The sequence below is a fragment of the Brunnivagina elsteri CCALA 953 genome, assembly GCF_002289455.1.
In the GTDB taxonomy this organism is placed as follows: Bacteria; Cyanobacteriota; Cyanobacteriia; order Cyanobacteriales; family Nostocaceae; genus Brunnivagina; species Brunnivagina elsteri.
Genome location: NZ_NTFS01000162.1, coordinates 1 through 13,869 on the forward strand (window position 1 = coordinate 1; position 13,869 = coordinate 13,869).

The window sequence follows — 13,869 nt, forward strand, 5'->3', positions numbered from 1 at the left end:
TATGTAAATAAAATATGTAAATAAAATATGTAAATAAAATATGTAAATAAAATATGTAAATAAAATATGTAAATAAAAGAAGACGTTCCACCGGAACGTCTCTACGTCAATTCAAAAACATTAATTTTCATTTATTGTTCTTGACTTCCACCCGTGATGTTGAAATCCTTGGAGCAAATACCCAAAGCAGCTAGTCCACCGGAAGTTATGTACTTACATATTTGAACTACTGGTGCATTTTCTCCTCCGAAAGTGCTGGGAGTAAATGCCACAAAACCAGTAAAGGAGAGGGTTATACCAATTGCAGTGGTTTTCCAGTTCTTGAGGAATGCTTTTGATGCATTTACTGGATGAGTAGTTGGTTGGTTAGCAACAGGTTGATTAGAAAAAGTAGATTCGTCTTGAGGCATGGAGGAAGGTGTAATTGAGTCTGACATAGTTAAAATACCTTGATTGTTGGGTTTTATATTTAATAAATAGAAGTAGATATTGTGTAAAACTTCTTATGCAGTTAAACTTGTTTAGCTGCTGTTATATATGTAACCAAGACGGGAGCAAATCATTCCGGAAAACGGGTGAAATTATTCTGATTAATTATTTTGGATGAAATTGGCTAGAATGCTTGTACCATAGGATTCCTAAGTATTTAATCCCAAGTTGCGATCGCCTCTAATTATTTGCGTAGAGACGTTACATATAACGTCTCTACAAATGTGCTTAATTCTTAACAACCACCACTTCCATCAAATATGAAAGCAATTTGTTGCTCTACCGGAATATCATGGATAGTGAGCGATCGCAGTGAAGACCAAGTTTTTGCTCCCACAACTCCATCTGCTGTTAAATTGCGAGATTTTTGGAATTTAATCACTTCAGCTTTAGTTTTAGCTCCAAAATTACCATCGACAGTGAGAGTACCAAAATAAGAGTTGTACAACCCTTGAAATTCTTCAACAGCTTCTCCTTTTGAACCCTCTTTAAGGACAGGTTTTGTTGCTAACCATACTTGGTTACTGAGTGCGATCGCAGTCTTTTCTCCCACAATCCCATCAGCTTTTAAACCATTTGCTGTTTGAAACTTAATCACAGCTTCTTTGGTTTTAGCTCCAAATTTACCATCAATCTGACCAGAATTATATAGTTTCAGAACTGTCAAAAGGTCTTGTATAACAAAAACATCAGGAGTCGCAGAACCTTCTTTGATAGGTAGTCTAGTTGTCAAATCATAAACATTATTTGCGACTACCCCAATAGCGTCCAAATCAAAAGCCACAATTCCTGCTAATCTATCCCATGTAAGCGCACCTACAACTCCATCCGCGTTGAGTTTTTCTACTTGCTGAAACTTGATGACAGCAGCTTTTGTAGTCGCACCAAATACGCCATCTACACTACCAACTCCAAAACCTCCAGACATATTCCATTGTCCTTGATCTTTGTTAATGTCATCTGCCGTCTTCAGGATTTGTTGTAATAGTTGGACATCTTTACCTTGTGAACCTTCCTTTATTGGTTGTCGTTGCGATAGCCAGATATCACGCTGGATTGAAGATTCAGTCACATATCCCACAATCCCATCAACAGTTACATCATTAAACTGTACAGCCTTACTTTGCTGATACTTAATCACAGCAGCTTTTGTATTGGCTCCAAATACACCATCCACTGCACCTGTGTAAAATTTTAAGGTTTTTAAGCGTTGTTGAAGTTTGGTAACTGCTGAACCTGTAGAACCTTCTTGAAGACGGGTAAAAGTAGCTGTAGACATGATTATTCTCCTAATGTTTATGGATTTAACTTTTCTTTAGCCATTCATCGGAAAACACACAAATATCTTTCAGGTAATAAAACTGAAACAATTCACAGTCTTTTTGTTACTAAAGTTGCTGAATAAACAGTTAACAAAAACCAGTATAAAGATTAACATTAAATTATATTCAAAGTTCCAATAATCTTAATATTTCATCAAAATTTATACTCAATTAAGTGTATTTTTTGGCACAATACACTATAACCATAAAGTCGATTTTTCTTTTTGTATTCAGTATCAAAAAGAATTTTATGTAACATCCCATTGAGCCATATTTTTGATTAAATTTTAAATAAGTGGCATATAATATTCTCATCAAAATTATATTTTATATCCATACAATAAAAGATTAAGCATCTACCTTGGGGTAGATTATTGATGGATTGATTCTTTTAATGGCTTGAATATAAAGCTTAAAAACAAAATGGGAATTTCCTTTTCACATTCCAGCATTTACCATCATGGAGAAGTAAAGTTAGACTTTCTGCAACAAACTCAAAATCTAATTCCAGACTTTCATATTTCTGCCAAGCCAACTGGAAATTTTGCTTCGTTAAATCGCGAAAAGCCACTGTCATATGTGGTGTAAACTGTCTATTTTTAGAACCCTGGTCAATAATTCCTAAATTTACTTCCAAATATGCCATTAAATCAGCTTGTAAACTGATTAATTCTGGAGCTTTCAACACATCTATATAAATTACCCGTGGTGCAAATGCCGCAAAATTCTTCAATCTGATAGAGAAAGGCTTTTGAATATTAGTAAAACCTTTGAGATTGTTTTCCAAAGCGGAAATATCATTTAAATCCCATTCAAAAGGTGGTTGAAGTGTAATATGCGGTGGTGATTTTTGTGCCCCAAAACTAGCATAATTAGCAGCAAAATCTTGTTTAATTTGATTCGCATCATCTTGGATATGCTGTGGAGGCAAAATAGCGATAAAAAAGCGTCTTAGGGTCATACTTCTATTTCTAATGGACGGTAAACTCAAAATATACCCAAATATAACGACCACGAAAAGAAAATGCCGATTTTCGTCAAAATTGAAGAAGGCAAAGTCGATAAAACCACATTTGACCAGCATGTACCAGCCCATAAAGCTTATGTACAACAATTAATTGCCCTTGGACATAAACCACGATCGGGTTACTGGGCAAAAAAGGGAGGAGGAATGATGATTTTTGAGGCTGACTCAATGGCAGAAGCAGAAGCAATTATCGCAGCAGACCCCTTAGTAAAGAACGGCTGTGTCAATTACCAACTGTACGAATGGCGGATTGTCATGGAATAATCCACAAACAGCGAATTTTAATGCTATGATTACTGATAAGTGACTGGAACTATGCGGTTGCAACGCCCAAATTTTGTCAGGACCGGAAGGTAGCAGCAATACGGGATGCTTGTAGCAGGCGTAGTCTCCGGTTGCCCCAAGAATTACTATACATTTTACATACATAACGAGCAGGTAACTGATGCCTGGTTTTGGAGATTTAGTACAGAAAGCGTTTTATCTTGGTGTTGGTTTAGCTTCCTACGCCGGAGAAAAAGCTGGGGGTAAATTGTCAGAAGTGCGATCGCAAGTCCAGAAACTTGCTGATGAGATGGTCGCACGTGGCGAAATGAACTCTGAAGAAGCTCGTCGTTTCGTCGAAGATATGATGAAACAAGCCCAACAGCAACAGGTTAGCGAGACAGGAACCGAAAAGAATCCATCTACTAATACCAATAACGAACCCCGTCGCATCGAAATTTTAGAAGACGACGAACAGACGACATCACCAGAAACTGAAGCACCCCAAGAAGTCGATAAATTACGCGACCAAGTTAAACAAATGGAGGAAGAATTACGTCGCTTACAGCGTGACTGATTACGTAAATTACAGTTTTAATTGTGTAATCATTTATTTTTATTTCCAGTAATATAGTATATAAATCTACAATTTATAAATATCCCAGTTTTGATTTACCAATTTTAGATTATTTTGAGAGTCTTGGTCAGATTAATCAGGTGTACATTTTTAGACTGTACGCCAATTCGGCACATAACTAGACATTAAATTTGCTTTAATGTTTTAGTGTGGAGAAAAAACAGAGTATCTCAAACATCATCTGTGTTTGCCCTCAGCTATACTCAATTTCGCGATAAGCGGAGCTTAGTGGTATAGGCATATCGCAAATAGTATTTTCCTGCGAACAGCCAGCGAGGATTTGGAATATATGGAAAATTGGCAAAAAGATTTTTGGGAAATGGTGCAAACATTAACTGATGAAACAGAGCGTTTCTTCGTAGGAATGACGGAAATGGTGGATACATTTTTTGATTTTACAGAAGAAGTAAGTGAGCAAGTCCAAGATGCTCTCTATGCTAACGTCGCAGAAGTTGACCAGTATTTGCAAGATATCACCGAACCATTGTTAAATGAAGTGTATTGGGAACTAGATGACCTCCCCGTGGATGGTTTAGACCCTGCTTTCCCTTATTCTGTAGATGCTACGAGCGAAAAAAATCCCGCTTGTGTCGGTTGTAAACACTATCATGGCTACGCATACGGGGGAAATTTATTAGTTTGCGGGATGCATCCTACAGGTTGTGAAGATGCGACTTGTCCCGATTGGCAAGCCGGAGAAAGTTATGAATGATGATTGCTAAATGCTTAAAATCTGTAAAAAAAATATAAATTTTAATAAAATAATCAAAGTGTATCTTCCGACTTTATGAGCAACTTTTCACCACAAATCAACACAGAAGCAGTTCCAGAGATGAAATACGGGGAACGGGAAATCCAAGAAGGACAATTAATTACATTTCCTAATCCACGTATAGGTAGACGGTATAGTGTTGATATTACATTGCCAGAATTTACGTGTAAGTGTCCATTTTCCGGCTATCCAGACTTCGCCACAGTTTATATTAGCTACATCCCCAATGAAAAAGTTGTCGAACTCAAAGCTTTGAAACTGTACATTAACAATTATCGCGATCGCTATATTTCCCACGAAGAATCAGCAAATCAAATTCTTGATGATTTTGTTGCTGCTTGCGACCCTTTAGAAGTGACGGTAAAAACCGACTTTACACCACGGGGTAACGTCCATACAGTTGTTGAAGTCAAACACGTAAAGTAATTAATTAGACACCAAAAATTGTAGGGCTGGGGTATCCCCAGCCTTACAAAGGATATGATTGATTGATTGATAAATCTATGGTTAGAATATTTTATTTTCTGGAAATACCCGATTAAACATTAGGTAACAAAGATTTATCGCTACTAGCAATGTTATCTATCGAAGACGAACTCAACAAATCTAAAACCTCCAAAATTTCCCTTTCAAAAGCAACTTGAGCGCGATTAGTTTTACCACCAACATATAAGCGATCGCCTGTTTGTAAAGCCCAAACTTGGGAGTGGGAAAAATAACTCATCACCACACCAGACATCAAAATTGCAAAACCCGCATAAACAATGGGTATTCCTGGGTCAGCCTTAATTTGTAACCCCGTACTACCAATGACATCGAGTAACTTTACAGTGACACCATTTACTTGGGTAGACATTCCTGTACGTACAGTATCGGCAAGTTGTCCTTTGGCATCGTAAATCAACACCATACCTTGCAAATCCTTTGCCAATAGTGCAGCACCTTCGCTTAAATCAGGTTTAGTAGGAATCCAAGTACCCCAAATTCTGCCTTTACCATTGGTTTCCAAAGGTGCCATTGGTAATTGAAAAATCGGACTATTGTTAATTTGCACCTTTACCCCAGAAATTCCCCAGTCGGTTTGGTAAAACGTCACACCTTTGTAACGTAAAGGTTGATTCACAAAAATTGTTTTACTATCGACTTCCTTACCTTGAGCATCCAAAACCGACATTGCCGAATAGAACTGGTCAATCCCACCAGAAGGAGTATAGTCAATCCAAAAACGATTCACATGCACCGACCAATCTTTAGGAACTTTAGCAGCCAAAGGACCAGCATCAATAATATTGTTGATTTGGAACGTTTCACCACTAGGAACCATTTCTTGGGCAATAAACCCAGTCATTGCTCCGAAAATAGAACCCAAAAGGGTGACAACAATGCCAATGTGAACAACAATTGGTCCAATGCGTCCAACTAATCCTTTTCTGGCATAGAGAATATTACTTTTATCTTCCTCTTGAAATACCTGATATTTTCGTTTTTTTAAAATTTCTGGTAAAGAATTTAATGATGCATTATCAAATTCCGCACTCAATGCCAACTTTTGAAATTGCTTTGGCTGCTCATAAAATTTCCAGCGACGAGCGGCTTTCAGGGTTGGTAACTGACGGGTAAAAGTACAGGCTGTTAAACTAGTACCAAATAATATTAATAATGCTAAAAACCACCAAGTTCGGTAAACATGGTCTAAGCCAGTGAATAAGATAAATTTCCAAGTAATAAAGCCGAATAAAGCTGGATTTTCGGGATAATTTGATTGGTAAAAAATACCGGATTGACCTTGCTCGATTACAGTACCTGTAATGCTAAAAGCTGCTATTACTAATAACAATATAATTGCGAGCTTTAAGTTGGTTAATACAGGTAATAAATCTTGCCGTAAGGAACGACCGAGAATAGATAACCAATTTGATTCTTTTTCAGGTGTATTATTATCAATAGTCATGAGATTTTGGATACGTTCGCTGTCGCTCAGTACAAGAATAAGGATTTTTGTCTAAACCTTCCAAGAAAAAGTCTTTACTTGACAATATTTAAGTATTTTTCATTATGATAAATGATGCGTTTTTATTGATGAAAATTATAATACATTTAGTACAGAAATGAGGTATAAAGCCTAAGTTTTCAAAATACCAAAAAGCTGATATTATTGCCTTCCTTATCTTTTTTATTTTGCCTTCCACCTTCTTAATTAAAATATTTAAAATTGATTTTGAATTAACTCAGTGGAATTCGAGAAAGCAATGAAAATACGCCAAACGCTACTAGCAAAACCCCACTAACCGGATTAATCCAACCCGACCAGCGACGCAATTCAAGTATCTTCTTAATTGAGGCTGTAAAAGTACCTGCCAAAATCAACGGCATCACATAGCCTAAAGTGTAAGATAGCAGCAAAACCCCACCCATAAATAAATCTTGTTGCTTTGCTACCCATCCCAAAATGCTAGCTAAAACAGGAGTACTACAAGGCGAGGCAACTAATCCGAAACTCAAGCCAATACAATAAGCACGTAAACCTTGAGGCAATTCTTTAGAAATCCACTCCATATTGCCAAAAGATGGAAATTTTATGGGTAAAGCTTCCAGCAAATTTAAACCCATAAAAATAGCCAAAATACTCACAATTATTGGCAAACCGATTCCTATTTGACCGTACACTTTGCCAAAAATAGCCGCAATTATACCAAGAATTGCCAATGTTGTTGCCAAGCCCAATGAGAACCATGTAGATTGTGCTGCGGCTTGGAATCGGCTTTTGGCTTCGTATCCGCCGATATAACCAATGGTGATTGGCAGCATTGATAACGTGCATGGCGTGAGACTAGTAAGCAAACCGGCTAAAAATATGACACCAATACTAATAAAACTTAAGTGTGCAAGTTGACTGACAACAATAATGTCAGCAAAATGTTCGAGTTGATAAAGTTGGGTTTGCAGAGTTTCTAGCATGTATGGATGTTTTTAGGGAGAGAAATGCTTGCTCTGCTTGAATTTTAACGTAATTTAGACTGTTTAGTTGGATGAGAAGAATTTTAGGGCGAGTAAATAAAAAGCCTCTGCGACAAGCAGAGGCTAAATAAACGATTGTCAGTAGTGAAAAAAAACTAAAAAACCTGAGAACTAGTCAAGTTCTGTCATGGACATTACTGGCTCATTTTCACGATCGATACCTTTCTCGAAACCACCAGAGGCAGCACGAGCTCTTCCTGCATGCCATAAGTGACCAATTAGGAAGAAGAATCCAAGTACAAAGTGAGAAGTCGCCAACCACGCACGAGGTGATACGTAGTTAAAGGAGTTGATTTCAGTTGCAACACCACCTACGGAGTTCAAAGAACCCAAAGGAGCGTGTGTCATGTACTCAGCCGCACGTCGTGCTTGCCAAGGTTGAATATCGTTCTTGATTTTATCTAAATCAAGACCATTGGGTCCACGTAGTGGCTCCAACCAAGGACCTTTAAAGTCCCAGAAACGCATGGTTTCTCCACCAAAGATGATTTCACCAGAAGGCGATCGCATCAAGTATTTACCCAAGCCAGTTGGACCTTGTGCCGAACCAACGTTAGCACCTAAGCGTTGGTCGCGAATCAAGAAGGTCAAAGCTTGTGCTTGTGAAGCTTCAGGACCAGTCGGACCGTAGAATTCGCTGGGGTATGCGGTGTTGTTGAACCAAACCATACAGGCAGCGATAAAGCCCATTAAGGACAAAGCGCCTAAGCTGTAGGAAAGGTAAGCTTCACCAGACCAGATGAAGGCACGACGCGCCCAAGCGAAAGGCTTGGTGAGGATGTGCCATATACCACCTGCAATACAAATAATACCAACCCAAATGTGACCACCAACAAGGTCTTCGAGGTTGCCGACGCTGACAATCCAGCCTTCGCCGCCGAAGGGAGATTTTGCCACGTAGCCGAAGATAATAGCTGGGTTCAGTGTTGGGTTTGTGATTACACGAACGTCACCACCACCGGGTGCCCATGTGTCATACAAACCGCCGAAGAACATTGCCTTCAACACCAACAGGAATGCACCAGAACCAAGAATGATTAGGTGGAACCCGATGATATTGGTCATCTTGTTCTTGTCTTTCCAGTCGTAACCGAAGAAAGAAGAATATTCTTCTAAGGTTTCGGGACCGCGTACGGCATGATAAATACCGCCAAATCCGAGAACGGCAGACGAAATTAGATGAAGTACACCAACTACGAAGTAGGGGAAGGTATCAAATACTTCACCACCTGAACCGACACCCCAACCGAGTGTTGCGAGGTGAGGTAGCAAGATAAAGCCTTGCTCGTACATTGGTTTTTCAGGAACAAAGTGCGCGACCTCAAATAAGGTCATGGCACCAGCCCAGAAGACTATCAAACCGGCATGGGCAACGTGTGCGCCAAGAAGTTTGCCGGAGAGGTTGATTAGACGGGCGTTACCGGACCACCAGGCAAATCCAGTGGATTCCTGGTCGCGTCCGCCCATGTTCATAGAGCGATTAGAGAGCGTTACCACGCGGTAGTACCTCTTCGGGGAATACAAATTTTTCGTGAGGCTGGTCTTGAGGAGCCATCCAAGCGCGGATACCCTCGTTCAACAAAATGTTCTTGGTATAGAATGTTTCAAATTCTGGGTCTTCTGCCGCACGCAATTCTTGCGACACGAAGTCATAAGCTCGCAGGTTCAGCGCTAAACCAACGATTCCCACTGCGCTCATCCACAACCCGGTTACGGGTACGAAGAGCATGAAGAAGTGTAACCAACGCTTGTTGGAGAAAGCAATCCCGAAAATCTGTGACCAGAAACGGTTTGCAGTCACCATCGAATAGGTTTCTTCTGCTTGGGTTGGATCGAAGGCTCTGAAGGTATTCGATGCTTCACTGTCTTCAAACAAGGTGTTTTCGACGGTTGCACCGTGGATTGCACATAATAGCGCTCCACCTAGTACCCCAGCAACTCCCATCATGTGGAAGGGGTTGAGAGTCCAGTTGTGGAAACCTTGGAGAAATAGTAAGAAACGGAAAATTGCGGCGACTCCAAAGCTGGGTGCGAAGAACCAGCTGGATTGACCCAAGGGGTACATCAAGAAGACGCTAACGAATACGGCGATGGGTGCGGAGAATGCGATCGCATTGTAAGGACGAATCCCTACAAGACGGGAAACTTCAAATTGACGCAGCATAAACCCAATCAATCCAAAAGCACCGTGTAATGCCACGAATGCCCACAAACCGCCCAATTGACACCAACGGGTGAAATCACCCTGTGCTTCTGGTCCCCACAATAACAATAACGAGTGTCCCATTGCATCGGCTGGGGTCGATACTGCGACTGTAAGGAAGTTACATCCTTCTAAATATGAAGATGCTAAACCGTGGGTATACCACGAACTGACGAAGGTTGTCCCGGTCATCCATCCACCCAGCGCTAAGAATGCACAGGGGAATAACAGGATACCTGACCAGCCGACAAAGACGAAGCGATCGCGCTTCAACCAGTCGTCTAGTACGTCAAACCACCCACGTTGGGGGGCACGTCCTACTGCGATGGTCATCGAACTATAGTCCTCTTTTTTACTAAAATTGCAACGTTTTAAAGTATTCTCAAAAGTCGGTATCCCAACTTTTTCGCTTACTGCCGCGAGGAATTTAGGTTTTTTTTACTGACATTCCTAGTAGACGGCTATAAAGATGGGAAATTTCCACTTTCTGCAAAGTGCTGTGGCACTTATCTACTAAGTTTACCGGGATTAAGTCTGTCGAGATTATGAGAGACTAACACCTTAAGGTCTATTCTCTCAGGCTTGAAGCCCAATTCAAACCACCCACTGAATATTTTTTTGTGTGTGGTTGCTTAATTATTCTTAACTTATCATACTTAGTTCGGGTTTGTCCCTAATTCACAATGGGGAATAGGGTATAAAACATGAACTGGCGCTAATAATATCAATATCAGAATTTTTACAATTTGACACATGTTTTCTCAGAAATCTTAAGAATTAAGTTTTTTCCCGGATGCTTTTGTAAAGAAACTTGTTCAAAGAAACTTGTTCAAAGAAACTTGCAATAAATGATTAACCAGTGGGAAACTTGATAGAGGAGTATCGAACGCGCACTGGGACAGTTTCATGACAGCTTCAACAAGCATAAACAAAAGCGAAAACTCCGCTTCGCAAGTTTTACATCAAAAGGTTGTAGGCTCTCGTCGCTTCAGCAATTTCTGGTGGGCAACCATTGTCTTGATGGGAGCAACGGGATTCTTTTTGGCTGGTTTATCAAGTTATCTAAAAGTAAATCTACTTATCGTTACCGATGCAACCCAACTCATATTCGTCCCGCAAGGGTTGGTTATGGGGCTTTACGGAACTGCGGGATTGCTACTTTCTTCCTACCTGTGGTTGGTAATGCTATGGGATGTCGGTGCTGGTTACAACGAATTTAATCGGGAAACCAAGAAAATTAAAATTTTCCGTTGGGGTTATCCCGGTAAAAATCGCCAGATTGAAATTGATTTAAACACCCAGGATGTACAATCGGTGCGTCTGGAAATCAAGGAAGGTTTAAGTCCTCGTCGTGCGTTATATCTACGTGCGAAAGGTCGTCGAGACATTCCATTGACACGAGTTGGACAGCCTTTGCCTCTCAAGGATTTAGAAATTCAAGCTGCTGAGTTGGCTCGATTTTTGGGCGTGTCTTTGGAAGGGCTTTAAGATTTTGGATTTTGGATTTTAGATTTTAGATTTTTAAGTTAGGCGTGAGGCTTTCAGTCTAAGAGAGTGTTTATAAATAAAATCTGAAGCATAATCCATACCACAAATCAGCTAGCCAGGGAATCAATTCCCTGTCTAATAGCTCAAATCCTATAAATAGGACTGATAATACAATACAGTTCAGTTAAGCATTTTTTCCTTCTCTTCTTACCCTACCTAGCCCTAAGAGGGCGGCTACGCCAACGGAACGTCTTCGACGTAGCTTGCTTCCACGAAGTGGTACGGGAAGCCGCTCCGCGTCTAAGGCGTTCTCTGCGCCTACCCTACGGGAAGTCACTCCGTGTCTATGGCGGTTTAAAATATTGAGTAGTTTAGTCTTAGCTGAACCGTATTGACTGGTAATAAGGTTTTTGGTGCTTAATAATTATTTTATAAACATCCTCTAAGAATTTTGGAATGACTACAAAGGTAAATGGTTCAATTATCCCTGGCTGATTAGATTATTATTTTTCTGAATCTAATAATCTAAAATCTAAATAATCTAAAATCCAAAATTGTCTGAGAGTACTAAGATACTCTGGTTGACTCTGTGACTAAACAATGCAGTTGAAAATTTACAAATTTTTGGTAACGCTTGTAGTTGTAGGTGCTTTGACTTTGGGTGGATGTTCGACACCGCAAGCAAATTCTAATAGTGCTTCGCCAACTTCGACAGCGACAGAAGCAAGCACAACGACAACTATAGCGACTACAACAGCTACAACCACAGAGGCAGCTACTGAGACTACCTCTGTATCCCCAAATAGCAGTGAGAATATTCCAGGCATGAATGATTTACCAAGACTTGAAGGTAAAGCAACAGTAGTAATGAGCGTCAAAGGCTCCCCCATCACAATCGAAGTTGATGGAACCAATGCGCCAATTACTGCTGGAAATTTTGTTGATTTAGTACAACGTGGTGTCTACGATGGTTTGGCTTTCCATCGGGTTGTACGTTCACCTAGCCCGTTTGTTGTTCAAGGTGGTGATCCGAAGGGCAATGGTACTGGTGGTTTTATTGATAAGGCAACGGGAACCGAACGCCGCATTCCTTTAGAAATCAAACCCAAGGATGCTTCGGAGCCAATTTACGGTAAAACTTTGAAGGAATCTGGTGTGACTAAGCCCCCCGTACTTACCCACAAATTGGGTGCTGTGGCAATGGCGCGATCGCAATTAGCAAATTCGGCTTCTTCTCAGTTCTATTTCGCTTTGGCAGACATTGAATTTCTCGATGGTGACTATGCTGTATTCGGATATGTTACCGATGGCATGGCAATTGTAGACAAAATTCAACAGGGCGATAAGATTGAATCCGCTAAAGTTACTAGTGGTGTTGAAAATCTCAAAAATGGCGGAAAGTAGGGAAAAAGTTAGAAATTAGGAGTTGGAAGTTAGGAATTAGAAATTAGGAATAGAAATATAAATTCATCAATTCTTAATTCCTTAATAAATTTATTAATTCTTAACTCCGAATTATTCACTTTTAATTTCTAACCATTTTATGAAATCGGTTGTTGTTACTGGTATCGGTTTAGTTTCAGCATTAGGTGAAAGTCTGAAGACTAGTTGGAAAAATTTAATTGAAAATAAGTCTGGAATTAAATTAATTCAGCCTTTTGAAGAACTTGAATCCCTTCCTTTGGCAATAATTGGTACACAGCCAGCCGTGTTACAAACATTAACTAGGTTGGCTGTTTCGTCTGCTTTGGCAGATGCTGGTTTAATTTCACCTTTGCCAGATTGTGGTGTGGTAGTTGGTTCAAGTCGCGGTTTTCTGGCTGATTGGGAAAAATTTTCGCGACAAATTTATGGTAATAAGCAAAATTCATTTTCCCCCCTATCTTTCATCGAAACCTTACCCCACATGAACGCGATCGCAACTGCAAGGCAAATTGGGGCAACGGGTATTGTATTGGCTCCGATGGCTGCTTGTGCAACGGGTATTTGGGCATTATCACAGGCAACAATGTTAATTCAAACGGGGCAGTGCGATCGCGTTGTTGCTGGTGCTGTGGAAGCTCCAATTACTCCTTTGACGATAACGGGATTTCAGCAAATGAGTGCTTTAGCAAAAACTGGTGCTTTTCCTTTTGATGTAAATCGTGAGGGGTTGGTTTTAGGGGAAGGAGGTGCAATTTTTGTTTTGGAGTCGCGAGAATTGGCACAAGCTCGTCAAGCTAGGATTTATGGCGAAATTCTCGGTTTTGGCTTGACTTCCGATGCTTTTCATGCTAACTCTCCACAGCCGGAAGGTCAAAGTGCGACAACTGGGATTAAACAGTGTTTGCAACGAAGTAATTTAGAATCGAGCGATATTGATTATGTTCATGCACATGGAACTGGGACAATTCGCAATGATGAAGTGGAAAGTCGGATTATTCAGAATGTTTTTACACATCATCCCTATGTTAGTTCAACTAAAGGTGCAACGGGACATACAATTGGTGCTTCGGGTGCTTTGGGTGTGGCTTTTTCCCTGATGGCTTTACAAAATCAGATTTTGCCCCCTTGTGTTGGTTTGCGAGAATCAGAATTTGATTTAAATTTTGTTCGAGAATCAAGTGTAAATAATATCAAGTATGTGATGTGTTTAAGTTTTGGCTTTGG

Annotated in this window: 14 protein-coding genes and 1 other RNA gene; 8 read left to right on the forward strand and 7 right to left on the reverse strand. The window is 40.1% G+C overall.

The genetic code is table 11. From position 1 onward, the window contains the following. Positions 1-131: 131 nt before the first annotated feature. From CK510_RS33465 to CK510_RS15225, 3 genes are all read right to left on the reverse strand, one after another. Entirely contained in the window at positions 132-437 is a 306-nt protein-coding gene (locus CK510_RS33465) for a hypothetical protein (protein WP_245912168.1), read from the reverse strand. A 287-nt stretch (positions 438-724) separates the two neighbouring features. Beyond that, positions 725-1,768: a peptidoglycan-binding domain-containing protein gene (locus tag CK510_RS15220; RefSeq protein ID WP_095722508.1), complete on the reverse strand. Its 1,044-nt coding sequence runs from the start codon at positions 1,766-1,768 to the stop codon at positions 725-727. A gap of 455 nt (positions 1,769-2,223) precedes the next feature. After that, complete coding sequence (locus CK510_RS15225) at positions 2,224-2,772, reverse strand: 2'-5' RNA ligase family protein (protein ID WP_095722509.1); 549 nt, start codon at positions 2,770-2,772, stop codon at positions 2,224-2,226. Between the two features lie 63 nt (positions 2,773-2,835). Here CK510_RS15225 and CK510_RS15230 point away from each other — a divergent pair, with 63 nt between their 5' ends. The 5 genes from CK510_RS15230 (at position 2,836) to queF (ending at position 4,937) form a co-directional block, all read left to right on the forward strand. Further along, positions 2,836-3,102 (forward strand): YciI family protein, encoded by a 267-nt coding sequence (locus CK510_RS15230; RefSeq protein ID WP_095722510.1) that lies wholly within the window; start codon positions 2,836-2,838, stop codon positions 3,100-3,102. Between the two features lie 40 nt (positions 3,103-3,142). Further along, positions 3,143-3,239: signal recognition particle sRNA small type (gene ffs / locus CK510_RS15235), an RNA gene on the forward strand. A gap of 44 nt (positions 3,240-3,283) precedes the next feature. Next, positions 3,284-3,679, forward strand: coding sequence for a phasin family protein (locus CK510_RS15240; RefSeq protein ID WP_095722511.1), 396 nt, complete (start codon positions 3,284-3,286; stop codon positions 3,677-3,679). Between the two features lie 349 nt (positions 3,680-4,028). Continuing rightward, positions 4,029-4,451: a hypothetical protein gene (locus CK510_RS15245; RefSeq protein WP_095722512.1), complete on the forward strand. Its 423-nt coding sequence runs from the start codon at positions 4,029-4,031 to the stop codon at positions 4,449-4,451. 75 nt (positions 4,452-4,526) lie between these two features. After that, complete coding sequence (gene queF, locus CK510_RS15250; RefSeq protein WP_095722513.1) at positions 4,527-4,937, forward strand: preQ(1) synthase; 411 nt, start codon at positions 4,527-4,529, stop codon at positions 4,935-4,937. A 112-nt stretch (positions 4,938-5,049) separates the two neighbouring features. On the opposite strand, the gene CK510_RS15255 is transcribed toward queF, so the two are convergent. The 4 genes from CK510_RS15255 to psbD form a co-directional block, all read right to left on the reverse strand. Beyond that, positions 5,050-6,462, reverse strand: coding sequence for a cytochrome c biogenesis protein (locus CK510_RS15255; protein WP_095722514.1), 1,413 nt, complete (start codon positions 6,460-6,462; stop codon positions 5,050-5,052). A 272-nt stretch (positions 6,463-6,734) separates the two neighbouring features. Beyond that, the gene (locus CK510_RS15260; RefSeq protein WP_095722515.1) at positions 6,735-7,469 is read right to left on the reverse strand and encodes a cytochrome c biogenesis protein CcdA; all 735 of its coding nucleotides are present in this window, start codon (positions 7,467-7,469) and stop codon (positions 6,735-6,737) included. 171 nt (positions 7,470-7,640) lie between these two features. Continuing rightward, positions 7,641-9,026, reverse strand: coding sequence for a photosystem II reaction center protein CP43 (psbC, locus tag CK510_RS15265; RefSeq protein WP_095722516.1), 1,386 nt, complete (start codon positions 9,024-9,026; stop codon positions 7,641-7,643). Beyond that, on the reverse strand, positions 9,010-10,065 hold the full coding sequence (gene psbD / locus CK510_RS15270; protein WP_095722517.1) for a photosystem II reaction center subunit D2: 1,056 nt from the start codon (positions 10,063-10,065) through the stop codon (positions 9,010-9,012). Before psbD ends, psbC begins: the two co-directional genes overlap by 17 nt. Positions 10,066-10,638: 573 nt before the next feature. Here psbD and CK510_RS15275 point away from each other — a divergent pair. From CK510_RS15275 to CK510_RS15285, 3 genes are all read left to right on the forward strand, one after another. Continuing rightward, positions 10,639-11,220, forward strand: coding sequence for a photosystem I assembly protein Ycf4 (locus CK510_RS15275; RefSeq protein ID WP_095722518.1), 582 nt, complete (start codon positions 10,639-10,641; stop codon positions 11,218-11,220). 600 nt (positions 11,221-11,820) lie between these two features. Next, entirely contained in the window at positions 11,821-12,624 is an 804-nt protein-coding gene (locus CK510_RS15280) for a peptidylprolyl isomerase (protein ID WP_095722519.1), read from the forward strand. 139 nt (positions 12,625-12,763) lie between these two features. Continuing rightward, the coding region (locus tag CK510_RS15285; protein ID WP_095722520.1) for a beta-ketoacyl-ACP synthase at positions 12,764-13,869 on the forward strand (1,106 nt) is incomplete at its 3' end.

What these genes read in the sequence shown, in the direction of transcription:
- CK510_RS15280 (WP_095722519.1), top strand. Translation starts at nt 11,821, where the DNA reads ATGCAGTTGAAAATTTACAAATTTTTGGTAACGCTTGTAGTTGTAGGT.
- CK510_RS15240 (WP_095722511.1), top strand. Translation starts at nt 3,284, where the DNA reads ATGCCTGGTTTTGGAGATTTAGTACAGAAAGCGTTTTATCTTGGTGTT.
- CK510_RS33465 (WP_245912168.1), bottom strand. Translation starts at nt 437, where the DNA reads ATGTCAGACTCAATTACACCTTCCTCCATGCCTCAAGACGAATCTACT.
- CK510_RS15255 (WP_095722514.1), bottom strand. Translation starts at nt 6,462, where the DNA reads ATGACTATTGATAATAATACACCTGAAAAAGAATCAAATTGGTTATCT.
- CK510_RS15225 (WP_095722509.1), bottom strand. Translation starts at nt 2,772, where the DNA reads ATGACCCTAAGACGCTTTTTTATCGCTATTTTGCCTCCACAGCATATC.
- CK510_RS15245 (WP_095722512.1), top strand. Translation starts at nt 4,029, where the DNA reads ATGGAAAATTGGCAAAAAGATTTTTGGGAAATGGTGCAAACATTAACT.
- psbD (WP_095722517.1), bottom strand. Translation starts at nt 10,065, where the DNA reads ATGACCATCGCAGTAGGACGTGCCCCCCAACGTGGGTGGTTTGACGTA.
- CK510_RS15220 (WP_095722508.1), bottom strand. Translation starts at nt 1,768, where the DNA reads ATGTCTACAGCTACTTTTACCCGTCTTCAAGAAGGTTCTACAGGTTCA.
- CK510_RS15230 (WP_095722510.1), top strand. Translation starts at nt 2,836, where the DNA reads ATGCCGATTTTCGTCAAAATTGAAGAAGGCAAAGTCGATAAAACCACA.
- CK510_RS15275 (WP_095722518.1), top strand. Translation starts at nt 10,639, where the DNA reads ATGACAGCTTCAACAAGCATAAACAAAAGCGAAAACTCCGCTTCGCAA.
- CK510_RS15260 (WP_095722515.1), bottom strand. Translation starts at nt 7,469, where the DNA reads ATGCTAGAAACTCTGCAAACCCAACTTTATCAACTCGAACATTTTGCT.
- queF (WP_095722513.1), top strand. Translation starts at nt 4,527, where the DNA reads ATGAGCAACTTTTCACCACAAATCAACACAGAAGCAGTTCCAGAGATG.